Annotated in this window: 28 protein-coding genes and 1 pseudogene; 19 read left to right on the top strand and 10 right to left on the bottom strand. The window is 45.4% G+C overall.

Annotated features, from left to right (window positions below):
* Positions 1-228: hypothetical protein (locus ACE1CM_RS39000; RefSeq protein ID WP_374884333.1), on the top strand; the 228-nt coding region annotated here is incomplete at its 5' end.
* Here the strand turns inward: ACE1CM_RS39000 and ACE1CM_RS38995 are convergent.
* From ACE1CM_RS38995 to ACE1CM_RS38980, 4 genes and pseudogenes are all read right to left on the bottom strand, one after another.
* Positions 196-1,794 carry an Hsp70 family protein gene (locus ACE1CM_RS38995; RefSeq protein WP_374884336.1) on the bottom strand — a complete coding sequence of 533 codons (1,599 nt, stop codon included), beginning with the start codon at positions 1,792-1,794 and terminating at the stop codon, positions 196-198. The two genes, ACE1CM_RS39000 and ACE1CM_RS38995, sit on opposite strands and share 33 nt — an antisense overlap.
* A gap of 50 nt (positions 1,795-1,844) precedes the next feature.
* The gene (locus ACE1CM_RS38990) at positions 1,845-2,078 is read right to left on the bottom strand and encodes a DUF2283 domain-containing protein (protein ID WP_374884331.1); all 234 of its coding nucleotides are present in this window, start codon (positions 2,076-2,078) and stop codon (positions 1,845-1,847) included.
* Between the two features lie 484 nt (positions 2,079-2,562).
* Positions 2,563-2,892 (bottom strand): annotated as a pseudogene (locus ACE1CM_RS38985) (VOC family protein); the annotation flags it as partial.
* Between the two features lie 78 nt (positions 2,893-2,970).
* A complete protein-coding gene (locus ACE1CM_RS38980; RefSeq protein WP_374884330.1) occupies positions 2,971-3,570 on the bottom strand; it encodes a hypothetical protein in 600 nt (199 codons plus the stop codon).
* A 284-nt stretch (positions 3,571-3,854) separates the two neighbouring features.
* Here ACE1CM_RS38980 and ACE1CM_RS38975 point away from each other — a divergent pair, with 284 nt between their 5' ends.
* The 8 genes from ACE1CM_RS38975 to ACE1CM_RS38940 all read left to right on the top strand — a co-directional run bounded on the left by ACE1CM_RS38975 (position 3,855) and on the right by ACE1CM_RS38940 (position 13,003).
* Positions 3,855-4,070, top strand: coding sequence for a hypothetical protein (locus ACE1CM_RS38975; RefSeq protein WP_374884328.1), 216 nt, complete (start codon positions 3,855-3,857; stop codon positions 4,068-4,070).
* Between the two features lie 244 nt (positions 4,071-4,314).
* Positions 4,315-4,473: a YqaE/Pmp3 family membrane protein gene (locus ACE1CM_RS38970; protein WP_374884327.1), complete on the top strand. Its 159-nt coding sequence runs from the start codon at positions 4,315-4,317 to the stop codon at positions 4,471-4,473.
* A gap of 114 nt (positions 4,474-4,587) precedes the next feature.
* Positions 4,588-5,550 (top strand): aldo/keto reductase, encoded by a 963-nt coding sequence (locus ACE1CM_RS38965; RefSeq protein WP_374884326.1) that lies wholly within the window; start codon positions 4,588-4,590, stop codon positions 5,548-5,550.
* Positions 5,551-6,056: 506 nt separating this feature from the next.
* Positions 6,057-9,500 (top strand): ATP-binding protein, encoded by a 3,444-nt coding sequence (locus tag ACE1CM_RS38960; protein WP_374884324.1) that lies wholly within the window; start codon positions 6,057-6,059, stop codon positions 9,498-9,500.
* A 460-nt stretch (positions 9,501-9,960) separates the two neighbouring features.
* Complete coding sequence (locus tag ACE1CM_RS38955; RefSeq protein ID WP_374884322.1) at positions 9,961-10,713, top strand: energy-coupling factor ABC transporter permease; 753 nt, start codon at positions 9,961-9,963, stop codon at positions 10,711-10,713.
* 15 nt (positions 10,714-10,728) lie between these two features.
* Positions 10,729-11,088 (top strand): PDGLE domain-containing protein, encoded by a 360-nt coding sequence (locus tag ACE1CM_RS38950; RefSeq protein ID WP_374884320.1) that lies wholly within the window; start codon positions 10,729-10,731, stop codon positions 11,086-11,088.
* A 229-nt stretch (positions 11,089-11,317) separates the two neighbouring features.
* On the top strand, positions 11,318-12,097 hold the full coding sequence (gene cbiQ / locus ACE1CM_RS38945) for a cobalt ECF transporter T component CbiQ (protein ID WP_374884319.1): 780 nt from the start codon (positions 11,318-11,320) through the stop codon (positions 12,095-12,097).
* A 96-nt stretch (positions 12,098-12,193) separates the two neighbouring features.
* A complete protein-coding gene (locus ACE1CM_RS38940) occupies positions 12,194-13,003 on the top strand; it encodes an energy-coupling factor ABC transporter ATP-binding protein (protein WP_374884317.1) in 810 nt (269 codons plus the stop codon).
* A 79-nt stretch (positions 13,004-13,082) separates the two neighbouring features.
* Here ACE1CM_RS38940 and ACE1CM_RS38935 read toward each other — a convergent pair whose 3' ends face one another.
* Positions 13,083-13,655, bottom strand: coding sequence for a Uma2 family endonuclease (locus ACE1CM_RS38935; RefSeq protein WP_374884315.1), 573 nt, complete (start codon positions 13,653-13,655; stop codon positions 13,083-13,085).
* A 432-nt stretch (positions 13,656-14,087) separates the two neighbouring features.
* Between ACE1CM_RS38935 and ACE1CM_RS38930 the strand changes: the two genes are divergently transcribed.
* The 7 genes from ACE1CM_RS38930 (at position 14,088) to ACE1CM_RS38900 (ending at position 21,070) form a co-directional block, all read left to right on the top strand.
* Positions 14,088-14,558: a transposase family protein gene (locus ACE1CM_RS38930; protein ID WP_374884313.1), complete on the top strand. Its 471-nt coding sequence runs from the start codon at positions 14,088-14,090 to the stop codon at positions 14,556-14,558.
* Between the two features lie 327 nt (positions 14,559-14,885).
* Positions 14,886-15,527: a hypothetical protein gene (locus ACE1CM_RS38925; RefSeq protein WP_374884311.1), complete on the top strand. Its 642-nt coding sequence runs from the start codon at positions 14,886-14,888 to the stop codon at positions 15,525-15,527.
* 71 nt (positions 15,528-15,598) lie between these two features.
* Positions 15,599-16,084, top strand: coding sequence for a hypothetical protein (locus ACE1CM_RS38920; protein ID WP_374884309.1), 486 nt, complete (start codon positions 15,599-15,601; stop codon positions 16,082-16,084).
* A gap of 18 nt (positions 16,085-16,102) precedes the next feature.
* Positions 16,103-16,999 (top strand): hypothetical protein, encoded by an 897-nt coding sequence (locus tag ACE1CM_RS38915; RefSeq protein ID WP_374884307.1) that lies wholly within the window; start codon positions 16,103-16,105, stop codon positions 16,997-16,999.
* 118 nt (positions 17,000-17,117) lie between these two features.
* Entirely contained in the window at positions 17,118-18,122 is a 1,005-nt protein-coding gene (locus ACE1CM_RS38910; RefSeq protein WP_374884305.1) for a multicopper oxidase domain-containing protein, read from the top strand.
* A gap of 155 nt (positions 18,123-18,277) precedes the next feature.
* Positions 18,278-19,294 (top strand): ComEA family DNA-binding protein, encoded by a 1,017-nt coding sequence (locus ACE1CM_RS38905; RefSeq protein WP_374884304.1) that lies wholly within the window; start codon positions 18,278-18,280, stop codon positions 19,292-19,294.
* A gap of 243 nt (positions 19,295-19,537) precedes the next feature.
* Entirely contained in the window at positions 19,538-21,070 is a 1,533-nt protein-coding gene (locus tag ACE1CM_RS38900; protein WP_374884302.1) for an iron uptake porin, read from the top strand.
* Here ACE1CM_RS38900 and ACE1CM_RS38895 read toward each other — a convergent pair.
* Positions 21,060-21,302, bottom strand: coding sequence for a hypothetical protein (locus ACE1CM_RS38895; RefSeq protein WP_374884301.1), 243 nt, complete (start codon positions 21,300-21,302; stop codon positions 21,060-21,062). The two genes, ACE1CM_RS38900 and ACE1CM_RS38895, sit on opposite strands and share 11 nt — an antisense overlap.
* A 186-nt stretch (positions 21,303-21,488) precedes the next feature.
* Between ACE1CM_RS38895 and ACE1CM_RS38890 the strand changes: the two genes are divergently transcribed.
* Both ACE1CM_RS38890 and ACE1CM_RS38885 read left to right on the top strand, forming a co-directional pair.
* Complete coding sequence (locus tag ACE1CM_RS38890) at positions 21,489-21,923, top strand: bacterioferritin (protein WP_374884300.1); 435 nt, start codon at positions 21,489-21,491, stop codon at positions 21,921-21,923.
* A 93-nt stretch (positions 21,924-22,016) separates the two neighbouring features.
* Positions 22,017-22,955: an FTR1 family protein gene (locus tag ACE1CM_RS38885; protein ID WP_374884298.1), complete on the top strand. Its 939-nt coding sequence runs from the start codon at positions 22,017-22,019 to the stop codon at positions 22,953-22,955.
* On the opposite strand, the gene ACE1CM_RS38880 is transcribed toward ACE1CM_RS38885, so the two are convergent.
* The 4 genes from ACE1CM_RS38880 to petG form a co-directional block, all read right to left on the bottom strand.
* Positions 22,952-23,335, bottom strand: a complete 384-nt coding sequence (locus tag ACE1CM_RS38880; protein WP_374884297.1) for a hypothetical protein — start codon at positions 23,333-23,335, stop codon at positions 22,952-22,954. The genes ACE1CM_RS38885 and ACE1CM_RS38880 overlap by 4 nt on opposite strands.
* A 61-nt stretch (positions 23,336-23,396) precedes the next feature.
* Complete coding sequence (locus ACE1CM_RS38875) at positions 23,397-23,744, bottom strand: hypothetical protein (protein ID WP_374884296.1); 348 nt, start codon at positions 23,742-23,744, stop codon at positions 23,397-23,399.
* A 28-nt stretch (positions 23,745-23,772) separates the two neighbouring features.
* Positions 23,773-24,537 (bottom strand): hypothetical protein, encoded by a 765-nt coding sequence (locus ACE1CM_RS38870; protein ID WP_374884295.1) that lies wholly within the window; start codon positions 24,535-24,537, stop codon positions 23,773-23,775.
* Between the two features lie 274 nt (positions 24,538-24,811).
* A complete protein-coding gene (petG, locus tag ACE1CM_RS38865; protein ID WP_226585921.1) occupies positions 24,812-24,925 on the bottom strand; it encodes a cytochrome b6-f complex subunit V in 114 nt (37 codons plus the stop codon).
* Between the two features lie 508 nt (positions 24,926-25,433).
* Here petG and ACE1CM_RS38860 point away from each other — a divergent pair.
* A complete protein-coding gene (locus ACE1CM_RS38860; protein ID WP_374884294.1) occupies positions 25,434-25,808 on the top strand; it encodes a c-type cytochrome in 375 nt (124 codons plus the stop codon).
* Positions 25,809-25,858: the final 50 nt, after the last annotated feature.

Raw genomic sequence — 25,858 nt, 5'->3', positions numbered from 1 at the left:
CAATCTTGTAGGGACACGGCATCCAAGATATTCTGGATAAATGAAAATTTGATGATTGCCGTGTCCCGACGCGAATTGAAGAAAAACGATCCGCAATCTTGTAGGGACACGGCATCCAAGATATTCTGGATAAATGAAAATTTGATGATTGCCGTGTCCCGAAGGGAATCTGAAATCTCAAATCTGCAATTGTCTTTAACTCAACTGAACGACGGGTTGATTATCTAAAAGAGTTTGCTTGGTGAGTAAATCTTCCACCGTCATTCTGAGGAAGCGTTGGGCATCGACTTGGAAAAAGACCTTGATGCGATCGCTTCCCGGAAAACCAAGGGGCGTCAGTTGGGCAATCGTTCTCGCACCATCGCGATCGTTGAGGGGTTGTACCTGGGTTTGACCGCTAGCAAGAGAACGAGTAACTAAGCGATCGCCGTCAAAATACACTTCAGTCCCCCCAGTTTCCACTCCCAATTCTCCCACAATTAATTCAATGCTGGGCTGGCTTTCTACCGATGCACCCAAGAGTAATTCAAAAGGTTCGCTCATCGGGTAAGGTTGCCCAGTTTTAATAATAGGATGCCAGTTGTGGCGGTTTAAACGCCGATCCCAGTAGCGGATACCGTAGCTGTGGTAGAGAAAATCCTTCAGTTCGATGCCTTGGGTGAGTTGCAATGCACCTTGAGCGATCGCTTCAAAAGGTCGTTCGCAGCGTATTTTCGTTGGCTCAAAATACTGCTGCACCCACGTTTGTACCGCCGGAATTTGTACCGTCCCGCCGACTAATAAAACCGCATCGATATCGGAAACTTCAATTCCTTGCCGCCTTGCTTGCTGAAGGACTTGGGTCATCGACTCGTCGAGACGGTCAAAAAACTTGCGTTCTTTGAGGATAGATTCAAACTGCGATCGCTCCAATTGCAAATCGTAGCTTTCAAAGGTTTCATCATCAAAATAAACTTCGCTTGCCTTTTGTTGCAAAGATAGTTGAATTTTGATTTTTTCTGCCAAACGAGTCGTTAGCGCAGTCGATGCAATTCCCTGAGTTTGGGCGAAATAATCCACCAGCCAATTATCCAGATCCGAACCGCCCAAATTTTGTCCAGCTTTGGCTAAAACGCGGGCATTTTTGCTTTTTTGGGCTGAATTTTCTAGTTGCTTGTTCCCCCATTTCAAAATAAAACCCAAAGGCTTTGTACCAGCTTGAGAACTCGCATCTAACCGCACCAAAGATAAATCCAGAGTCCCACCGCCGAAGTCGATCACCAACAAAAGTTGCTGGTTAGTCATACCATAGCCTAATGCAGCCGCCGTGGGTTCATCAATCAGCCGCACCTGTTCGACTGGCAGAGATTGACAAACCGACGAAAGCCAATTGCGGTAGGCTTCAAAACTATCTACCGGCACAGTTAATACCAAAGATTCGCCCACATCAGGCAAACTAGATTGGAGTTTTTGGATAATCTCGGTTAAAAACCACTGCCCGACTTGCTCGAAGGTGATAATTTTGCCATCGAGTTCGGGGAGAAACCCTTGAATATCCGCAGCTATGCCGCGTTTAAAGCCCCGGAAAAAGCGGGGGTCGTTTTTGAGGTCAAGACCCTTGTCCCGCACCGCCTGACCGACCACAACCTGATCAGAAGAGGCATCTTCGACATATAGCAGACTGGGAATCAAAGGCGGATTTTGAGCTTGAGTTAGGGAAAGACTGGGTAGACTCAAGGTTTCGGGTTGCTGGGTGACAGGGTTCCAGCGGGTGATGACAGTGTTGCTTGTACCGAAATCGATTGCGATCGCCATGAATTGCCATTCAGATGACATCCTAAATATTTTCCAATTTCGTCTCCATGCTACGCAACTTTAATAGTCCACCCCATTTGATTGAGCAAAGCAGGGAAGTTTACTGCTTCGAGTGTTTTCAAATCCAATCTTGTTGAGGCGTTGTCAATGTCGATGCCGACGATGTTACCTTCGGCATCGAAGTCTATCACCACCCCATCTGCAATTTCTAGTGATTCCTCACTAGATCCTGAGTTCAGGTCAATGTAAAGCGAGTCCGTTTCTGGGTAGTAAAGCAGTTTCATAGCTAACCTACACCTCTATAAAAGCCCCATCCTCAGTATAGGATGGGGTCTATCAATCCTCTTAAATAGTTTGTTCTGCCTTCTAGCTTACATCCGTTATGGTGAAATTGCGGTCTCGCAAGGCGTTGTGAATTGTTTCACCATCTTCGAGTGTCACCACTCTAATGTATTTACCTTCTCGTTCCGGATCAAGACCCCAAAAGCGGATACGTCCATCAGGCTGTTCCTCCCTTTTTAATGGATTAGCTATAATACTGGCGCATAACTCTATACTGAGGTATGGGCGCTTCTGCAACACCTGTTCCCTGAAGTAGCTTGTAGTCTTCAAGTGTGTCACTTTTATTAACCTAAAAGTTTACTTTTACAATCAATAGTTAGGTGTTGCCAATTAAACAATCAAATTTTATTCACGACCTCCCTCAATAAGTTGTAGGTCAGTTTTGCACTGAGTTTACTTAACTTGCCATATAGTATAACTCAAGTATCAGTCAATGCACCTATCTACTACCCATCGCCAGGGCGGATTAATTCTGTTCTCACCTGCATAGTAAAGACAAATTATATTACCATCCGGGTCGCGCAGGTACGCTTCTCTCCACAACCAACTTTGGTCGGTCGGATCTTGGTCGAAAACATAACCCTTGCTTTTTAGATCGCTAACTGTATGGTCTAGATTGTCGCACTCGAAGTAAATAATAGTTGTTGATTGCGGGATAACTTCCGGCTTTTTTTCAAGTGAAAAAGTTGCATCTCCATCCGGACATAAAAAGCGAGCATAGCGCGAATCACCACCGACAATTTGGCTCAAACCTAGTCCGCGATAAAATTATACTGACCTATTTATATCGGTTACGATAACAGTAACTTGATTAAGCCTCATACCTTGTACCAACTAATTTACGGTTCTGCCATTAGCTATATCTGCGATCGCCCAAATCATCAAAAACGGAATACCCAATCCCAAAATTAGATGGCACGCCAACCAAATCAGAGAAGCAGACTGACTCCAGCCAAAAATTACAAATCCCTGTTTGGTAGAAGATAACAACGCATCCCAAATTAAGTGCGCCGACATCCCCACAGATAAACCAATTGCCCCATCCCGCAACCACCGCCACCATTGGTGAGAGCTGTTAAATTGGCTGCGACGGCGCTGCATTCCCCACCAACTGGTGACTAGCAAAACTAGAGGGAGCAAAGCGGAATGAAACAACCAGCTGCGGTGGATTAAAAACCTGAATCTCGTCGAGTTGTAGAGTGGAATATCCCAATCTGGCACCGCCATATAGAAGATGTCACCCGATAAAACCGGAATATTTAACTTTCGGAATAGAAATAACCCGCTAGCTCCCCAGATCAGCATCACCAAGAACCAGATGGGATTAATCCGTTTGACCCCAACTTTTGCGTAGCGTTCAAGCAGCCACCAATAACCCGCTCCCACAACTAACCCGACAACAAAGTGCATCAGTTTATCAACGAAGGAAGGCATAGTTACTTACCGAACAGGGACAAAAGTTATCTTCGATACAGTCATTCATGTATATCTTTGGCACTATGGCAAGAAGAAATAATATTTCTTAACATAGAAGTAACGCAAGGGTGCAAATACTCCAGGACTGACGCTTAGGCGCTCCTAGAAACCGGGTTTCTTGGTGGGATATCCATTTTTTCATAGAAACCCGGTTTCTTTAGGTAAGTCCTGTACTCAAAAAAGCTCAAGCGCAGCAACGGCGGCTTGAGAGGAATTGTATTGCCAAAAATAAGGCGGAAGTCATGAACAAAGAGCAATCATCCGAAGTTTCTATATTTTTGAGAAACCTCAGAAGCGGCATTTGGCTGGTGGGGATTTCATCTTGGATTTTCGGTATCACCGATAGAACGATCGCCGCCTTGGCGGATGGTTATCTATCTGCTTGGGATATCACTCAACTGTTTACAGCGTCCTTCTTCTTTGTAAGTTGGCTGTTTTTGAAACCGACTTGGAGGTAAGGAAAAGAGAGAGGAACGAGGGAGAGGGAAAAAGGGAAATCAATTTTGGCAATAGGACGGACACGCAGGTAAGTTTTTACTACAGGCAATTCTAGGTAACGCCAAATGCCAAGGTGTTCTAATTAAAAGTTCCTAAAATTATCTGGCTATCTTTCTCCTGTTCCCTCTCGCTCTCCCGCTCTCGCTTGGCGAAGTCTATCATAGAAGCAGCGATCCCTTGGACAAACCGAACAGGAGGTAGGACATGGATCTCGCCCGTATCATAGTTGCTATTCTTCTTCCCCCATTGGGAGTATTTCTACAAGTTGGTCTTGGGGGACAATTTTGGCTGAATATCCTTTTGACGCTCTTGGGATACGTTCCAGGGCTAGTTCACGCGATCTGGATTATCGCCAAAAAGTAGATAAAGTTCATCCTTGAGCAATAAGCAAGAATAGGGTGTAGGGTGTAAGGTTTGGCTGGGATAGTCTACCTGCACCCTAAAAATCCATTTACGCTACCTTTGGTGCGATGGCATATGAGGGGAAAAAAAACGCGGCGTGCTTTCTTAGCCACAAGTATCGCCGTTGCTGGGACAATAGTAGGCACTACGGCAATCAAACGCAACGTGACATCGGCTTCATTATCCGCCACAATACCGGAACGCTTGTTAGGGAATACAGGGGTTAAAGTCCCGATACTCGGTTTAGGGGGTGCGGGACAAACGCCCCTATCGTGGGATAATGCCGAAAAGCAAGCCGTGGCAATTATCCAACGGGCTTTAGAATTGGGAATACGCTACTTTGATACAGCCGCAGATTACGGACCAAGCGAAGATTATTTAGGCAAAGTATTGCCCAACTATCGCCAGCGCCTGTTTTTGGCGAGTAAGACAGCAGCGCGCGATCGTGATGGTGCATGGCGAGAATTAGAGCGCAGTCTCAACCGCCTCAAAACAGATTACCTCGATCTGTGGCAACTCCACCACGTCTCCTTTGAAGCAGAATTAGATAAAATTTTCGCCAAGGATGGAGCAGCGCGCGCCTTAGAAGAAGCAAAACAGCAAAAACTCGTGCGTTTTGTTGGTATCACCGGACACCACGAACCAGATATTATTGCCGAAGGTTTGCGCCGCTATGCTTTCGATACCGCACTCATCCCCGTAAACGCCGCAGATAAACACCATCCGCGTCCATTTATTCCCCAAGTGCTACCAGTTGCGCGGCAAAAAAATGTGGGAATCATTGCCATGAAAGTGCCAGCATACGGACGCTTGTTCAAACCAGGCGTATTAGATGGAATGCACCAAGCATTTGGATACGCACTTTCACAACCTGGGGTGCATTGTGCCGTTATTGCTGCCGAAACAGTCGCACAACTGGAGTCAAATATCGGCGTAGCGCAGGCATTTCAACCCCTGGATCAAAACGCACTAGCAGAAATTGAGCAACGCACAACTACCGCTTGGCAGGATAATACTTTCTTTCGCGCTTGGACTTAAGATAGGGTCATAGCTGTAAATAAGGTTTTTCTATCACAGGACTGACGCAAAGAAACCGGGTTTCTATGAAAAAGAGATCTACGCAGAAACTTTGGTGATAGATTCGTCGTGGGTAAGTCCTGGCAAAGAAACCGGGTTTCTATAAAAAATCGTCGCTTTAGAACCAGAGATCTACGCAGAAACTTTGGTGATAGATTGGGTATCACATATGACCTATTACCAATGATACTTGACTGCTGCCAACGGTTTGAGGGCTGACGCAAAGAAACTAAGGTGATACGAAAAATCGTTGGTTTGGCAACCAGAGATCAACGTATCACCTTAGTTTCTGGCCTCCTTTGAGCGTAAGTCCTGTGCCACATACAACAAATTTGACTACCTTGAAGTTATTAGCGATACAATATAAGCTACTGCGGTGAAAACTTACCTCTGACCAGTCCCAATACTTACCTTTTTGTTTGTGCCGATTTCAGAAATTTAAAAATTGCTCCTGGAATTTTAGCAAAATGATGCTAACCCTTAAAAAACTTAAAAAAAAGTCAACCCTGGCTCTAGTCGCGCTAATTGCAGCAGCGTATCTAGGTAACTATTTTAGTCTTTCACTGTTTTTTGGCATAGATTTTCTGTTTGGCAGCATCGCCGTATTGCTAGTATTGTACCTGTTTGGACTAAGTTGGGGTATTCCAGCAGTAGTTATAGCTAGCTGGCATACATTTATCCTTTGGAACCATCTCTATGCAGCAATTGTTCTGATCTGCGAAGCAATATTTGTCGGCTACTTTTTCCAAAAAAAACGCAAAAACATACTGCTGCTAGATGGCATTTACTGGTTGCTCATCGGGATGCCATTGGTGTGGATATTTTATGCTGGTTTTCTCAATTTCGAGACAAAACAAGCTTTGCTCGTAGTCCTAAAACAATCGGTTAACGGGATTTTTAACGCTCTAATTGCCAACCTGATTATAGCGCATTTACCTATTTATAAATGGGTCGGTCGTCCCCAGCTAAAAAGAACTATTTCATTCCGGCGCAGCTTATTAAACTTGTTCGTGGCTTTTGTATTTTTTCCGGCACTGATACTAATGGTATTCGACGGGAATCGGGTGATGCTGAATACTGAAAATAGAATTCAGAGCGAATTGCAATCTATTACCGCAGACTTAGATTTTGAGCTGCAATCTTGGTACGATCAACGGTTGAAAGCACTTACAGAATTAGCGCGAATTGCTGGGGGAAATACACCGATCGACAAGCTCCAGCAAAGCACAGAACTGCTCCAGCGGACATTTTCAAGTTTCTCTAAACTGAAAGTTGCTAACCCCGCCGGTACTGTTATTGCCGCAAATCCAATTATTAATGAAACAGGGGAATCGACCCTGGGTTTAAATATAGCTATACAACCGATTTTCCCCCAAGTAAAAACCAGCTTAATCCCCCAAATAACTGATGTTTATATCGGGCTGAATTTCAAGCAAAATGTTGAGATAGGCGTCCCCGTTATTGTGGATAAACAATTTCGTGGTTTAGTTCATGCTACGTTAAACCTGAAAGAAATCAGTCAACTGCTAAAATCCCAAGTTAATAATCAAGAATTAAGAATAGATCTGATAGATAAAACGGGGAGAATTATTGCCAGCAGTCAAGCAGAACCAGCGGTAAGCCAAAGCCTGGAACGTAGCCGAAGTGGAGAAATAAAACCAAAAATTAATGGGGTTTATCAATGGCTACCGCCTAAAGGAAAACTGCCAAGTATGATGCGGTGGAAAAAATCATTTTATGTCCAAGAAACTAACCTTGGTAGCAACATTCCCTGGAAACTAATTGTGGCAGTCCCAGCTGCACCCTATATCAGCTATCTAGAAAATGTTTATATCATCGACCTGGGTATTACGCTCTCCATCGCCGTGTTGGCGCTTGTCTTAGCAAGGCTTTTGAGCCGTCAGTTAGTCAGTCCTCTGGCAAAATTAGCCAGCGAAACGACTAACTTGCCCCATAAAATAATGGAGCAAAAACCAATTGGTTGGATAGATAGTTCGGTATCAGAAATAGAAGCTTTAGTCCAAAACTTTCAGCTCATGTCAGTGGCGCTTAATCAAAAATTTCAGGAAATTAAAAGCGCTAACGAAACTCTGGAAGAACGAGTGAAAGAACGGACGGATAAGTTAGTCAAAGCTAACAAAAAATTAAGGAATGAAATTATCGAACGCAAGCGAGTAGAGGCAGAACTCAAGAAAGAGCGGAACTTTATTTCTGCTATTCTCGATACTACGGGGGCTTTGGTGATAGTTATGGACTCTCAAGGACGCATTGTAGGCTTTAACCGCGCTTGCGAGGAATTAACCCAATATGAGTTGGCTGAAGTTGAAGGTAAGTATGTTTGGGAGTTGTTATTAATTCCGGAAGAGGTAGAACGAGTCAAAGCTGTTTTTCAAGAACTTCAAGAGGGGAGTCGTCCGAATCAGCATGAAAACTACTGGGTAGCAAAAGATGGAACTCGCCGCTTGATTGCTTGGTCTAATACCGTTTTGTTAAATGCGGATGGTTCGACTCAGTATGTTATTGGTAGCGGAATTGATATTACCGAACGCCAGCAAGCAGAGTCAGCACTGCGAAAAAGCGAAATTCTGCGGAAACAGGCAGAAGCATTAGAGCAAGCAAACCGCATCAAAGATGAATTTTTAGCGATTGTTTCCCACGAATTGCGGACACCGCTTAATTCTATTTTAGGATGGGCGAAATTGTTGCGCTCGCGCAAATACGACGCACCCACAACCGAACGCGCTCTCGAAACCATCGAACGCAATGCTAAATCTCAAGCGCAACTGATCGATGATATTTTAGATATCTCGCGCATCGTCAGAGGCAAAGTCCGTCTAAATATGCGCCCGATTAACCTCGTACCCGTTATCCAGTCGGCGATTAATTCGGTGTTACCCACAGCGGCGAATAAGAATATTCAAATTGAATCTGTAGGCGCGGGTTTAAACAGCTTGTCTGCTGAAAGCTCAGATCTTTCCTTAAACCCGCCCCTACGTGTTTTCGCAGATGCAGAACGCTTGCAGCAAGTTGTCTGGAATTTGCTTTCAAATGCAGTTAAGTTTACACCCGAAGGCGGAAGAGTAAAAGTAAAACTGTCAGCGATCGTGGGTAATAGATCATCCCATTCCCAGACACATTCAAAGAACGAGGGTAGTGAAAACGAACAATTACCCATTACCAATTACCCATTACCAATTACCAAATACGTCCAAATTACCGTCACCGATACTGGCAAAGGTATCAGTCCTGAATTTTTACCTTATGTGTTCGAGCGTTTTCGTCAAGCGGATAGTTCAACAACTCGATCCTACGGTGGATTGGGATTAGGACTGGCAATTGTGCGTCATTTGGTTGCACACCACGGCGGTACCGTCAGCGCCGATAGTCCAGGAGAGGGACAGGGGGCGACGTTTACCTTTATGTTGCCGCTGTTGGAAGAAACTCCGGCAAATGCAGGTGAGCAGGGGAGCAGGGGAGCAGGTGAGAATAAACAATACTCAATGCCCAATGCCCAATTACCGATGCCCCTCAATGGTTTGCACGTACTTGTAGTTGATGACGATGGGGATACTCGTGACTTTTTGATGGCGGCGCTACAGGAGGGTGGGGCGCAGGTAACCAGTGCGACATCGGTGGAGGAAGCTCGCGCATCCCTCCAACAATACCACCCCGACGTACTGATCAGCGATATTGGAATGCCCGAAGCCGATGGCTACGAGCTCATCCATCAGGTGAGAACTTCCCCATCTCCTGAAATCGCCAAAATTCCCGCCCTCGCCCTCACCGCCTATGCGCGGGAAGAAGATAGCAAAAAAGCCCTCGATGCCGGTTTCGGGATGCACCTGCCCAAACCCGTCGAACCCGCTCAGTTAATTTCCGTCGTCGCCCAACTCGCCCGACGTACTGCTTAATACCCATAGCACTTACCCAAAGAAACTTTGGTGATACCAAAAATCGTTTGTTTGGCAGAGATCAACCTCGAAACCGGGTTTATGGCCTCGTGACCCAGCATTTATAAATTAATTGTTAAGAATAATGGGTGTTCTTTGATTTAAAGGATTACAATCTTTTGACGAGGGACAAGTTAATAATGTTTTTTACATCTCATATCAAAAAATTTTATTTTTTATTAATATAGATTCGTTGAATTCACATCTATCTCAGGGTAGATTTGAATCAATATCAGCGGTATTAGCCGAAAATGAATCATTTATAAATACCCCCCCGTAGGATTGCATAGTTGACTTAAAGCAGGTTTTATTAGAAAATTGCAAGCGTTATAATATCGCAGTTTAGAAAATGATTATCGGTAACATAACCCCGAATTATATTGGGGCTTGGAAACAGCTAACAGCCAAGTGGTAAGCAAAAATGATCGCACTTCCATCCTCTACAATCGAATTCTCAAGCTTGCTGCACTGGGTAATACAGCCCCAGTTAGCCATGCACATTCCCGATGGCTTTTTGAGCCTACCCGTTAGCCTCGTCACTTGGATAGTTGCGATCGCTTTAATTGCACTATGTCTAAACCGAGTCGAGGGAGAATATCAAGAACGGGCAGTTCCTTTGATGGGAGTGTGTGCGGCATTTATTTTTGCGGCTCAAATGATTAATTTTCCCATACCAGGAGGAACGTCGGGACACTTGTTAGGTGGAACGCTGGCAGGTGTTTTATTAGGGCCTTGGGCTGGATCGTTAGTCATGGCGGTAGTATTTATCGTGCAGGCGGTGGTGTTTCAAGATGGGGGTATCACAGTCTTGGGTGCAAACATCACCAATATGGGATTAATTGGCACGTTTTGCGGTTACTATCTTTATCGCACAATTCGCCATGCCCTGGGCAGAGATAGCTGGAGAGGCATTGGAATTGGTACGGCTGTTGCGGCTTGGACAAGTGTAGTAATTGCCTCGATTTTGTGTGCGATTCAGCTAGCGTTATCGGGAACCATACCGTTAGGAATTGCCCTAGTTGCAATGGCTGGCTGGCACGTAATAATTGCGATTGGAGAAGCGTTAATTACATTGGTGACAGTCAGTTTTGTTTGGCGGAATCGCCCGGATTTACTTTATCATCCGCCCCGCAAAAGGATCGGATCTATTTCTCGTCCTCTTTCATCGCGATAAGGAGTTGATAAAGATATGAGTAATACAAATTCGCCCTCGCGCAACCGGGCTTTTATTATTGCTGGTTTGGGTGTTTCCCTGCTAATTGCAGTCTTACTTTCTCCCTTCGCCAGTCAAAATCCCGATGGTTTAGACCGCGTCTCCCAAGATTTAAAATTTGATACGAAAGCAACTGAAGAAACACCGGCTAAAAAGTTACCTTTCTATCAGGTATTTGACGAGTATGCCGCGCGAGGCGTACCGGAAGCGCTCGCAACCCCAATCGCCGGTCTAGTCGGCACTTTAGTCACCTTTGGCTTAGCTTGGGGCGTTGGTAAATTAGTAGTTCGCCGTCATGATATTGATAGCGAGAGGGATGAGCAGGTGAACAGGTGAGCAGGTGAGAAAATTCCTTCATTCTTTTCTCTTCTCTCTGTGTTCTCTGTGTCTCTGTGGTTGGTTAAATAGGTATTCTTCCGGTGAGAAAAGAGTAAACCTCGTTTCAATCCAAAATCCTGCAACAGGGCGGGTTTATTCAAATTATCGGTAAGAGTCAAAATTGGCTGGGAAAACCCGCCCCGACAAAATCTAAAATCTAAAATCTAAAATCCCCAATTCTCCCTCAATGTTGCTGCACGTTAACGCATTTCATCTCGATATCGATAGCAAAGGCAAGACTTGGTGGCACAAGCTGGCGCCCCGCACGCGCCTGCTGTGTACGATTTTGCTCGTATTTGCTATTGCCTTAACTCCCAACGGTCGATGGTGGTCTTGGGCAATTTATGCAATGGGCGTAGTGGGTGTTGTATTAATTAGTCGGATAAAGTTGCCAGTTTTACTAAAGCGAATTGCCGTAGAATTTGCCTTTATTAGCGCTGTTTTGTTAGGAACTTTATTTCGCAGCGGTGGCGAGGTTGTAGCATCTTGGGGAACGGTGAAAATTACCACAGAAGGGTTGTTGGTATTGGGGAGCGTTACAACCAAAGCGCTGCTATCTCTAATAATGCTAAATCTGCTAACGCTTACGACTTCAATTCCGGCGTTGCTGAATGCATTAGTTGCATTGCGAACTCCACGGTTATTGGTAGCAACTCTGGGGTCAATGTATCGCTATATTAGCGTGTTAATTGGGGAATTTAATGCCATGCGGCGGGCAGCTGCATCGCGCAATTTTACGGGTAACGGTAGCTGGAAACGCCAAGTGATTGGCAACATGATGGGGTCGCTGTTTATCCGCACTTACGAACGGGGCGATCGCATCTACCAAGCCATGCTAGCCCGCGGTTATCAAGGCATTCCACCCGCCTTGGACGTTCCCTCCGGTGGACGACGCGATATCCTCGCTTTAACTTTAACCTTAATCTTGACACTACTAGGACAAGTTATTTACCTATTTAAATGGTAATCGGTAATGGGTAATAGGTAATAGTAATAATAATTACCAATTACCAATTAGCAATTAGCAATTAGCAATTACCAATTAGCAATTAGCAAACTTCCAATGCACCACAACCCGATATTGATCGAAAATCTCACCTACACCTACCCCGATGGCACGACAGCTTTGCGGGAAATTAATATATCGATCAAAGCTAACGAACGAGTGGCATTAATCGGTGCGAATGGTTCGGGAAAATCTACGTTGCAATTACACTTAAATGGTATAATTATTGCCCAAGAAGGACGGGTGAAAATCGGCGGATGGCCTGTTTGTAGCGAAAATTTGCCAGAAATTCGCAATTTTGTGGGGTTGGTATTTCAAAATCCAGATAATCAATTATTTATGCCCACGGTTTGGGAAGATGTGGCTTTTGGTCCGATGAATCAAGGTTTGCGCGGGGAGGAACTAACAAAACGAGTGCTAGCAGCAATGGCGGCGGTGAGTATCGATCCAGAACGCTATGGTCAGCGGAATACGGAGAATTTATCTGGGGGGGAAAAGAAACGGATTGCGATCGCAGGCGTTTTAGCGATGAACCCCCAGGTGCTGGTATTGGACGAACCCTCGGCACAGTTAGATCCGCGATCGCGCCGCGAGTTAATCAACCTATTGCGAAGTTTACCCCTAACTCAACTAATTGCTACCCACGATCTGGATCTGGCATTGGAATTATGCGATCGCACGGTAGTTTTAAGTCAAGGTCAAGTTGTCTTCGATGGTAAAACCGAGCAAGTAATGAGCGATGGGGATTTCTTACTACAGCACGCTTTAGAATCACCCCTGGGCTACAGTCGTCCTTATTGTTTACTAGCAGACGCACCCGGATGCGCCACCCCCATCCCTCGCGCCGCCATCCCCCATCACCACTAATATTTTTCATTTAGGAAAGTGGCTAATATTTCCACAACTCGACCCGTCGCCGCGTCTCCCACTCTCCGCGTCTCCCCTACTAATCTCTTCCCAACCTCAACCAACCGAACACATCCCCCACCGTCAGCCGCAACTCTGCAACCAAGTCCGGAACGGGTAACAAATCTGTCGCCTCCTCAAACAGTTCCGGTTGCTGTCCGGGTGGGTAAACCAGCACAGAGCGTTCATCCGAGTCCATCAACCAGCCCAATCTACAACCGTGTTTGAGACAGTGCAGGATATTCCTGGTGACTTTAGTTTGACTTTGGTCTGGGGAGAGAATTTCAATAGTCCAGTCTGGAGCCGCCTCGAATACATTGGCAATATCGCCATTCTGATCAACGGGTATCCGATTCCAAGCGAACACCGCCACATCCGGTACAATTGACCGTCCGCCAAAGCTACACCGCAATTCTGGACAGGCTAAGGCAATCTGACGCTCCTCGACCACTTGGTTAATCTTAGTGACCAATTTACCCTGTAATTTACTGTGTTTTCCCTGTGGCATTGGTTTTTGGATAATTTGACCGTTGATGTACTCGCTGGCTGGCTTGGTTTCTGGCAGTTGCAGAAATTCTTCCAGCGTCAGGGTTTTTGTCGGGGTCTGTACCATAAGACGCAAGCCTCCCATGCTCTCTCCTCATCTTAGGCTTCGCCCGCCCATCGGTACAAATGACAATTATTGACAATAAACTCCCGCCCTCGTATATTTAATTTCAGTAGAAACTTTTGCAAATAATTTTCAATAGCAGGGTCCTGCCCTGCCAGATATCCCCTAACTATGGAAAATAGAAAATTGCAGCCGACACCGACTTTGGCGTCGGTAAGTACGAATGCTTACAGATCGAGAGAAAGGGAAGCACTTTCACAAAAGTTAAGCTGTTGAAATAATTTTGAAGTTTTTTAAACAAAGCTTTTAACTCTTTAGTTTTTGCTATTGAGGTGGGAATGTTTGAGTTTTAAATCCACCTCAATAAAATATCTATTTGGCTGTTGGCAATTTGCCAGCAACGCTTTTACTTAAGTACAGGTAAATTTGCAGTTCATGGTGACAACGGTATCAGGAGCAACATTTTTATTCATGCATCTACATCTGACACATCTACTAAATTTACCAGGCGCGATTGTCGAATCCTTTACTGATTCTGAAGATTTGATTTGTTTGAGGTTAAGCTTTTTAGCCGAGGGAATTGAATGTCCTCATTGCCGTAACTATACCGAAGAATTGCATCAAGTGCGACCAATTATGGTAAGAGACTTACCAGCCTTTGGCAAAACGGTGTATTTGCATCTGCCGCGCCGTCAGTTTTATTGTAAAGCTTGCCAGCGCTATTCCACAGAGCGACTGGATTTCATCGATTGGCGTAGAAGATATACCCATCGATATGAAGAAAGCATTTACGAGCAAGCGAACAACTCCAGCATCGAGATAGTCAGCCAAAAACAACGGCTGAGTTACGAGGAAGTCAAGAGCATTGTCAGGTCTGTGAGTAAAAAGAAAAAATCAACTTCATGAAAATATATAATTATTGCAGCTTTACTACATCAGTAAAAATTATCACCATTAGCCTGCTAATTTAAAAATAATTGTTTAAATAAACATAAACGAAGTGCAAATTTATACTAAAAAAGGAGTAAGATTTAAAATAAGCTAGGAATCTGTAAAAAAAGTTTTCTCTCTATCACATAAACGCCGAGACCATAACCGATCGTCGAAGGGTGAGGGTGATAGATTCAGATTCAAGAAGCGATCGCTTCAGTGGCAGAAGCATCCAATTTGTCAATAAATAGAAACGCAGAAAAGCGTTATATGTCCCCTTGTCAATCGTTTCTGAGTAGCCAGATGAACGAAAAATTTTCTATGGAAATGCAATCCCAGCCTGATTCAATTTCAGTGGGATTTCCCAAACAGCTAGATATTGCGAAGGTCAGCGTTTACGCCCTCAGCTTTTTATCGGCAGGGATGTTTCTCTTCTTGCCATTCGTTAACTTATTGCATCCCAGTCCTTGGCAGAGATGGATGGGAACAATTCACGGCTTTGCATCATTATTAGCGACTGTCGTAGCCGTGTATGCAGGGCATTTAGCCTTTCCCTTGCTGCGCGGCGTGAATAAAATCCTGCCCCAAATGCGTACTCTGACGTTTTGGTCAACCTTTATCGCATTTTTGGGAATCGCTACCGGCAATTTAGCTTACATGCGATACCGCGCCGGTCTAAACTTCGGCGGCGCCAGGGCATGGCTGAAAGAAAACTCGCCTTTAGTGCAGTACGTCTTGATGGAATACCACGAATTTACCGTGTTATTTACCTTGCCCTTGGGAGTCGCTTGCACCTGGATTTTGTGGCATTACGGCGACTCAATTCTAGAAAAAGAAAACCGACCCGTTCTCACAGCAACCTGCGTGGCTTTAATGGCGATGATGTTTTTTGCAATGGGCGGATTAGTCACAGGACTTGGTGTAGCTAAAGTCCACGCATTGTAAAAATATTGCATTGAGAGTTTTGAGAGAAAAGATCGCGACTGAAAAAGTAGAGAGATTCGGAGGCGGATAAAATGACTCGGCAACTAACTCGCGTCACAAGAAAGGTAGCAGAAGAGGAACCGATATACGGCAAATTTTGGGGATGGTTAAAAAACTTTCCCAACGGCTTGGCTGAAGGTTCAACAAATCCACCCACTGTTTCTGGACCAGCAGCGGCGGCGTTAATTAGTGCGGGAATTGGCTGCGTGACGATGATGGTGACGCACCATTTGTCGGATGCAGATAAATCTAAAGCAACGGAAAAATTTGTTCACTCTCTCGGCGCATGGATACCGGGAAGTTACAATACAAACGAAATGTGGGGCAACATTGGCAGTTACACCGGCAAAGAAACAATGTTGTTAGTAGGTTGGCTGGTGAGTTGGCCTATTCTTTACGCGATCTTGAGGAACAAGAACGTTAAATCAAGAACGATATTCTTCTGGATGTTTGCCTTGTTCGTTGCAGCCACTGCTATGAGTTGGCATCCTTTGTTCCCCTATTTACCGTTGATGTAAAAAGTGTGAGGTTTAGTTATGCAAGAACAGATCAAGCCAATGCCCGCCAGGGAAATGCACAAATATGTTTGGGGTTTTGTGGGAGTATTTTTCCTGATTGCGGGGAGTTATCCTATTTCTTTCTGGCGAGTCAGTCAGCATGAAAAATTTGCTGGGTTTCACGTCAAATCTTTAACCGATGAGGGGCAGTTAAACCTGCCCTCTGATACAGCAGTAGCCGTTCAAACGCCTGCTAATAATCCTACAACCAGTAATAATCCATCGGTAGCGGTTCAACCTGCTAATACTGCTGAAACAATAGCAAGCAGTAATCATGCATCGGTAGCGGTTCAACCTGCTAAGACTGCTGAAACAATAGCAAGCATTAATAATGCATCGGTAGCAGTTACACCTGCTAATCCTCCGGGAGAAATTACAACCAGTAATAATCCATCGGTAGCGGTTCAACCTGCTAATTCTGCTGAAACAATGGCAAGCATTAGTAACACAAATGCTCTGGCACAACCAGAAAAAATAACAGATGCCAACCAGTCCACTGCGATCGTAAATCCGACTATTGGCAATAATGCTTCTGAACAGATTGTGATTAATGACAGTCAAGTTACGGTTAATCCAACTGACCGAGTTCAGCTAAGGGCATTAAACCAGAAGGTGTACGACCAAATTGCAACAGATTGGCAATCGGGACGCAGATTGGCGCAGCGTTTAACCTACCGCGTCAGCGTGACGGCTTCCGGAGCGATCGCATCCTTCAAACCGATCAATCAAGCTGCATCGGATTTGGTTCAACAAACGCCTCTGGCAAACTTGCTGCCATCTTCTGCCGCCGCGAATACCCCTGTAGTTGACTTTAGGGTAGTATTTACATCCCTTGGCATACTGGAAGTTAGTCCTTGGGATGGATTCCCCAAGTAGGACTGGGTTTAACGGGTAAACCGCCCTCCAAGGAGCAGTTCTCTGGCAAAATGCATAATATTGTCAACTGGTTCTTGAATAAACTTGCAACAATTAACTAGGAATTATTGGCAATTCAATGCAGAATCTTCCCATACCAGAGAAAAGAAAACCTTGGACTCGACGCCAACTCTTGCAACTGGGATTAGCAGGCGGCGTTGGCGTCACGGGTGCAGCTTTGGGACTGCAAACCCTGAGTGCAAAACTCTTGCCACAAGTAAAAATACCACCCTTACCCGGCGATACGCCAGATGGGGGTAACGGGATTAACCCTTTGCAAGTCCTGCGTGATTTTGATTACGGCACTGTTAAGCGAGAAAACGGACGCACGCTCCGCGAATTCCGGATTACAGCCAAAACTTCCACGCTGCAACTCAACAGTGCTGTAACTTTTAATACTTGGAATTGTAACGGGCGCGTACCGGGACCAACCTTGCGGGCAAAAGAAGGCGATCGCATCCGCGTTTTATTCTACAACCAAGGCGGACATTCCCACTCGCTGCACTTTCACGGCACCCATCCCCCTGAAGCAGATGGCGTCAAACCCATCGCCAATGGCAAGGCCACGATTTATGAATTTGACGCCGAACCCTATGGTGTACATTTATACCACTGTCACGTTGAGCCGGTGACCCGTCATATCGGCAAAGGGTTGTACGGCATGTTCATCGTCGATCCACCCGGCGGACGAAAGCCAGCGGATGAGATGGTATTAATTATGGCTGGGTACGACATCAACGACGACAACCGCAACGAACTTTATGCGTTTAACGGGTTACCCGACTACTACCATCACCATCCCATCCCCATCTACAAAGACCAACTGATTCGGCTGTACGTCCTCAACATGATTGAATACGATCCGGCGGCGACGTTTCACCTCCACGCCAATTTCTTCGATGTCTATCGCACGGGGATGACTCTGACTCCCAGCGAGACAAGCGACGTAATTACGATGGGGACTGCGGAAAGGCACATCCTGGAATTTTCCTATCGCTACCCCGGTAAGTACATGTTCCATCCCCATCAGGACATTATTGCCCAAAACGGCTGTATGGGTTTGTTGGAAGTCCTCAACGTCTAGAAACCCGGTTTTTGTTTGCGATAAATTTGCAACAATTACACCTAGCACGCCCGCAAGCCAGGATTTTAATCAAAATTTCTCATTGGCTTATTGAAAAATAAACTCATCAAATGGGATAATGAGGTTCTGATTTATCCCCTAAGAAAATCCTTATCATGAGCGCTTTTCGTTCTTACTATTACACCGTTGCCATTGTCAGCTTGATCGCGTTAACTGGCTGTAGCAGTTCTACGACTACCAACAATACACAAACCCCAGCCGCCACATCACCAGTAGCAAGTAATACTGAAACACATAGTCATAACCACGGGGGTGGCAAGAAAATTAACATCAATTCGGCGATTCTGTCCGAGTTAGATAAATTAGAAGCTAAGTTAGGCATTCCGGCGCTATCGAATCAAATTCAAGCTGGTCGTCCCTACGCTTCTCCTGAAGAATTAGTCTCGAAAAAAGTACTAACTCAAGCGCAGTTTGACCAGATTAAAGAAATGGTGACCATTGAAGATGTGGTGCTAACTGGAGAAGCAAAAGATGTTGACTACATGACCAAATTAGGTCTGATGAAAGGACATCTTTTAGTGGCAAAAGAACTCCTAGATTTACAACAAGCAAAACAGGCAGAACCCCACATCGGACACCCGGTGGAAGAAATTTATACCGATGTGGAAGATCAGTTAAACGAGCGTAAAGTTAAAGAATTCAAGACAACTTTAATTAGCTTGCAAGATTTGGTGAAATCTCAACCCAAAGACGCCAAAGTTGCCACAGAATTTGGCAATTCGATGCAAGCGGTGGATAGTGCTATCCAAGGGATACCGGAAGGGCAGCGCCAGTCGCCTAAATTTGTGCTGCAAGTGATTAACGAGTTGCTCGATGCGGCGAATGCGGAATATGGGGCGGCGATCGCTGATAATAAAATATCAGCGCTGATTGAATATCAAGACTCGCGCGGGTTCGTTATCTACGCCAATACTCTCTACCAAACCATCGCCGCTCAAATGGCAAAAGAGCATCCCGAAGCTCATAAATCCATTACTACCAGCATGGCGGAACTGGCAAAAAATTGGCCTAGCGTCACCGCACCCCCCGCACCCGTAAAAACACCAGACCAAGTGACGCAATTGATTAAAACAATTGAGCAAAACTCTCAAAAAGTCATTGGAAATGGCTGATGGGAAATTTGGGCAAATTTTAAATAGAGGAGTGAGTTAAGAATGCCTGAAATAGTGTGGAGGGAGCATGTCAGGAATGCAAATCTATACCAACACCGTGAAGGGTGTGGCTATACAAACCAAGCCCGCTTTAGCGGGCTAAAGCTTTTAAAGCCTGGGTCGGCAGGCTTTGTTTGTGTAGCGACACCCTTTAGGGTGTCGGCTACAAAGTTGACATGCTCCCTAGTGTGGAAGTCTCTGCTGTTGACACCAGCAGCATTATGTGCTGCGTTGACGTTCTGTAGTACAGCGATCGCAACAGAAACGCCAGGGTCGAGGGACAGTCTCAATCAAGTCACCTCGGTATCTCAGCTTACCGACGTAGACCCAACCCACTGGGCATTCCAGGCATTGCAATCTCTGGTCGAACGCTATGGTTGCATAGAAGGATATCCGGATCGGACGTATCGGGGCAACCGCGCCTTGACGCGCTATGAATTTGCCGCTGGGTTAAATGCCTGCTTAGACCGAATTCAAGAACTGATTGCCGCTGCTGTTGCCGACTTGCCGAGTCGAGACGACATCGCCACAATCCGGCGCTTGCAAGAGGAATTTGCCGCCGAACTCGCCACATTGCGGGGGCGCGTCGATGCGCTGGAAGCACGCACTGCCAGATTGGAAGCGAATCAGTTTTCCACCACAACCAAACTTAGAGGAGAAGTTATCTTTGCCCTCGCTGGTGCCTTCGGCGACGAAAAGGCTAACAGCCAAGATGATATAGAAGACAATATCACTTTGAGCCATCGCACCCGTCTCAATTTTGATACCAGCTTCAGCGGCAAAGACCAACTAAGAGTGCGCTTGCAAGGCAGAAACACCACCCCCCTCAGCGGGGATGTCACCGGCACTAACATGACCCGCCTCTCCTTTGATGGGAATGAGGAAAACGACGTTCGCATTGATGACATGTACTATCGCTTCCCCTTGGGTAAGCAGACCACAGTTTGGGTAATTGCCAATGCTTATGGCTCAGAAAATATTGCCGATCCCCTCAATCCCTTGCTCAGAAGCGACGGTAGCGGTTCCATTTCCCGTTTTGGGCGGTTTAGCCCCATTTACCGCCTCGCCGAAGGGCCTGGGATTGCCCTCAACCATCAATTTAGCAACGCCGTCAATCTAACAGTGGCTTACCGAGCTAGAAATGCCAACAATCCCAGCGACAAAGCAGGACTTTTTGATGGTAACTATGGTGCTTTAGCTCAGCTGACCTTGACGCCAACTAAAAACTTTGGTGTGGCACTCACCTACGTCAATTCTTACTTCCCCGGTACCAGCGTCGATACTTCCGGAAGTACCGGCAGTGCTTTCGCCAGAAGACCTTTCAATCAAGTTGCCACCTTCACCCATTCCTATGGTTTGGAAAGCACCTTCCGGTTGAGTCAGAACTTTACTCTTTCCGGTTGGCTGGGTTTAACTCAAGCTGAAGCCAAAGCAGGAGCAAACAAAGGCAATGATGCCACAATCTTCAACTGGGCCGTCACCTTCGGCTTCCCAGATCTGGGTAAAAAAGGCAACCTAGCTGGATTTGTCGTTGGGATGCCACCTAAAGTCACCGATAACGACATCAACACCCGCGAAGACCAAGACACCTCATTACACCTAGAGGCGTTCTACCGCATCCAAGCTACTAACAATATCTCTATCACTCCGGGAGTAATCGTAATTACCAATCCAGAACACAATGACAGCAACAACACCATCTACGTAGGAACGGTTCGCACCACCTTTAGTTTCTAGACCTGAGCATACCTGGAGCTATGTCCTGCGATCGCCCCCAACCTAGAAACCCGGTTTCTGCCTCTATCTCTGATGACAAAGCCAAAATTCTGCCTAGAAACCGGGTTTCTGCCTCTATCTCTGATGACAAAGCGATGATTTTTCCTAGAAACCGGGTTTCTGCCTCTATCTCTGATGACAAAGCGGCTATTTTCCATAGAAACCCGGTTTCTGCCTCTATCTCTGATGACAAAGCGATGATTTTTCCTAGAAACCCGGTTTCTTTGCCTAAATCCTGAGAATAATTCTCGTTAAATACAAAAACGTGCCGCTAAATCTCAATTGCCAATCTTGAAAGAAATGGAAAGAAAGATTATGGAGACTCAAATTAAATCTAGAATTGTAAATCACACTTGGCCTAATTTACCCCTAACAACTGATGAGAGAACTTGACCAGGAGAAAGCCATCCACCTGCTGAACACCATCATGGAATTTGAACTAGCGGGTGTCGTGCGGTATACCCACTACTCACTGATGGTGACTGGCCCGAATCGGATTCCGATTGTCACCTTTTTCAAGCTGCAAGCGACCGAATCTTTGACCCACGCTCAACAAGTGGGAGAGATTCTCACAGGTTTAGAAGGTCATCCTACCCTGCGGGTTGCACCGATCGAGGAGACTTACAAACACGCGGTCAAGGATATTTTAGAGGAGACACTGCACCATGAGAAAAAAGCGCTGTTATTGTACAAAGAATTACTCGACGTAGTAGAAAATGCCAGCGTTTATCTAGAAGAATTTGTTCGTACCATGATCGGTACAGAAGAAATGCACACCATAGAAATCAAAAAAATGTTGCGGGATTTCAGTTAAACGCTAATGGGTAATTGGTAATTGGTAATTGGGTTATATTTATAGTAACAATTTCTTGGCGATTACCCATTACCGATTACCCAATGAGAAATTATGGATTTTAGTGCTGCTTTACCGACATTTGTAATTACGCTGCGCGAGGGAGTAGAAGCCGCCCTCGTGGTGGGAATTGTCCTAGCTTATATCAAAAAAGCCCAGCAACAAGGGCTTAAATCTTGGGTTTATGCTGGCGTGGGAGTTGGACTCATAGCGAGTGCTTTGGTGGGTTTGTTATTTGGCTTCGTGGTGCAAGAATTAAGCGCATCTAATCCCAAGTACGCACCCGCAATCGAGCCGTTTTTGGAAGGGGTTTTTAGCGTTATTGCGATCGCAATGCTGAGTTGGATGCTAATCTGGATGACTCAGCAAGCACGCACCCTCAAAGCACAAGTCGAAGGCGCAGTCGGTTCCGCCTTAAAACAAAATAACACTGCTGCTTGGGGCATTTTCAGCTTAATATGCATCGCCGTTTTGCGCGAAGGCTTTGAAACCGTCTTATTTATTTTGGCGAAGTTTCAGCAAGGTTGGGTTCCCGCCTTCGGTGCTGTGACGGGATTGTTAGGTGCGGTAGGAATTGGCGTTTTACTATTTAAGTGGGGCATCAAGATCAACATCCGCCAATTCTTCAAAATCATGGGGATATTATTGCTGTTGATCGTTTCTGGCTTAGTTATATCAGCCCTAGCACATTTCGACACCGCCGTCCATACCTTAGCGCAGATGGATCGCCAGTCCGAAGCATTATGTTTCTACTACGAACACTTTGCCAAAGACCCATCGTGCATTTTAGGGCCGATGGTTTGGAATACTACCAAAATGTTACCAGATGACAAATTCCCTGGGATTATTCTACATACCTTGTTTGGTTACACCGACAAGCTGTATATAGTTGAAGCGATCGCTTACCTTCTGTTTTTAGCCACCGTTGGTAGCGTGTATTTCCGCAGTTTAGGCGGGAAACCCAAATTATCGCCAACTGGTAAATCCGCTTAATTTTCAGGCAGTTGAGCCACTCCTCGCACGCTTCGTGACGAGGAATCAGGCCAGGAATTAAAGTTAGCTTTTCGCTCATTAATAGCTATCTGGCTAACCGTTTCTGGCTTCATGCAGAACTGCTCTAAGGATGAATGACTCAGCCTACGTTCGGACATGCCTAATTGTTCGCAGTTTATTTGAAATTCCTTCCATGCCTGCATTAAGATTGGCTCCAACCTTTCCCACTCACTTTGAGCAAGATGCAATAGAAGGTTATCTTCGTCATTATTGATGTATCTACTCAGGTATGCACTAAAAAGATCGCGATGCATCACAACACCTGTTTGGTCATAGTGAACGCGATCTGACAGTGCTTTCTTAATCCGTTCACCAGTCAAATGGGTTTGTGATAGTGCCGTCTTTTGAGTAGAAAATTGGAGAAACGATCCGCCAGCAATTTCAGCAAGAGCGTTTCAATTCAGATTGGACAAAACCGGGAGACTTAGCAGAAATGGCTTTACCATATCGCTTCTGCCATGCCTTCACCGATACATTTTCAGTTTTGATCTGATTACCATACCTTAAAATCTCGTTGACGATTCGACCGTTTTGAGACTTAGCATAAGCGATCTTACGTCGATCTAATTCTCGCTTTCTGCGAGCCAACTTTTGATATGTTTTAGATTTTTTCCATTGGCGTTTACCCGGCTTTACTTTACCTTTCTTGACAACAATCTTGCGCCCTACCTGACCGGAAAAATCGGGTGAATAGTTTTCTTCGTTGCTGGATCTTTGAGAGCGCTGCATCTGACGCTGTAACGCTTTGATTTCACTTTCATATGTTGGTACTTGCTCTTGCTTTGGGAAGCAGTCCGGCTTTGTTGTCACCAACGAAAGCAATGTTGGAAATGTTAATATCTAGCCCAATAACACCATCAGCCACATAATTTTTCTCTTTTCGATAGGGGTGTCCCTCATTAATTAACTGGGCATACCAGCGCTGCTTACCATTGAGTTCTCGCCACAGCAGGCGAACATATTTTACCGGATGATTTAAGCCATGTTTGATGACAGGGTTTTGATAATCGATATCAGGGGTTAGGGTTAATTTGCCCCAAACTAACTGGTTATTTTTCCATCTAATTCCTTGCTTGTTGGTTTTGCCTTCAACGCTTCTAAATCTAGAATGTACTTTATAGCGAACCTTTTTAGATCGCCCAAACATGACTTTAGAGCTGGATCTAAAAGCGCGAGTGGCTAAAACTTGTTGGGTATTTGAGTCAAGTAGTTGGGCTATCCATTTTGAGCGATTGCTGACGATTGTTGCGTAAGCTTGAATATCGTAATCGGAATATCTGTACGCACTTCTTGCCGCGCTGAATGCTTCACTTCTTTTTTTCTTGGCCTCTCTATTTATCTGTTTGGCTTGCTCCAAGACTTCTGAGTTTTTCACGAGATTCATTCTTGCCATTGCTTCGCTCAGGCAAGCGTTGTATAGTTGCCTCGCTGCTTGAAAGCGAGACAGTAGTTCTTTCTGCTGCTTGCTATCTACAACCAATGGAATTTCTGTGATAAATGATGAAGTCTTGCTTTTAGCCAATTACTGTTGCCTTTTGTTGCAGTAACTTTAATTATGATCTACTGGGTTCGACCTGGATGATAACATTAATTAATCTTAACCAATATTGACGGCAGATAAATCTGCTCGTGTCGTGTTTCCGCCCCGCAATGAATTGACGGGGCTACCACAGTCCCGGTCTTCTTAGGTGTGCCGGTGAGCAGGTGTGCCGGTGAGTGCATAAAAATGCTTGTAGCAGCGTCAAATCGATCGCAATAATCCCACCTGCTCACCTGCACCTCTGCCTACCTGCGCTTTACAGACCTAGTTGGTTACCCCGCTTGTACTGCTCGTAGGCGGCGTAAAATAGGCCAGCGAGGGTTACCAGAATCAAGCCGAGTACGATTCCTGAAAGAAGGGGTTCTACCATGTCAGATCTCCTTGGGTCAGTTTTCTAACCTGTATGTTAACGTTTATTGCTAGTTTCCCATATTACCGGCGATCGCTCCCCAACGCAGCAACCAAGCAAAATCGTTAAGACTGGCTTAAATCCAGCACCAGCGACCTGAGCGTCGAGTCATAATAGCTTGCTTGGTAGGGTCGGAAATCTTAAGCTATGTATATGAATAAAAACTTCCTTTTACATCCTCGCTTTAACCCTGAGTCCAGTCACCCTGGCGCGAACAGCGGCAGCCATCGCCTTGGTGTCAGGATGTTAGCCAAATGTGATCGCTCCTACCCCTGTCTGTAGGGCTATTTCTATGGGGGATAGCTTTGGATTGCTACAAATCATTGCCTTCTAGGAGTATCCTCCCCGGAAAGCAACGTATAACTTTACACTTGTCTGTCGATATAAACCTCATACCATAAGTATTCCGAATCCACTAGCTCCGACAAGTGCGGAGAGGTGAAAACGGGAAGGTTAAATAGGAAAACGTTTGGAAAAGCAAGCTCCTACACCAGAAGTTTTAATTTGGCAACTCATCGGCACATCTCTAGCTGTGGTGCTGATAATCTTGTTGGCAAATTTAGGCGTTCGTCAGTGGCAATTAAAAGATCCTTATGTCAAAAATGTCTTGTCGCTCACCGGCGATCCGATTCGGGGTCATGCTATCTTTCAGATGAACTGTTCTGGGTGTCATGGGCTACAAGCAGATGGTCGCGTTGGTCCCAGTTTGCAGGGAGTTTCCAAACGGAAGTCACAAATAGGTTTAATTCACCAAGTCACCAGCGGCGAGACGCCACCGATGCCGCAGTTTAAACCTAACCCGCAAGATATGGCTGATTTGTTGAGTTATTTGGAAGAGCTTTAATTGGTAATTGGTAATTTAGAAATGCTGTAATCGCTGCTGGCTCCTTGGTG

The organism is Microseira sp. BLCC-F43, from assembly GCF_041929235.1.
Taxonomy (GTDB): domain Bacteria; phylum Cyanobacteriota; class Cyanobacteriia; order Cyanobacteriales; family Aerosakkonemataceae; genus Microseira.
This window is presented reverse-complemented; position numbering and strand designations above follow the sequence as displayed.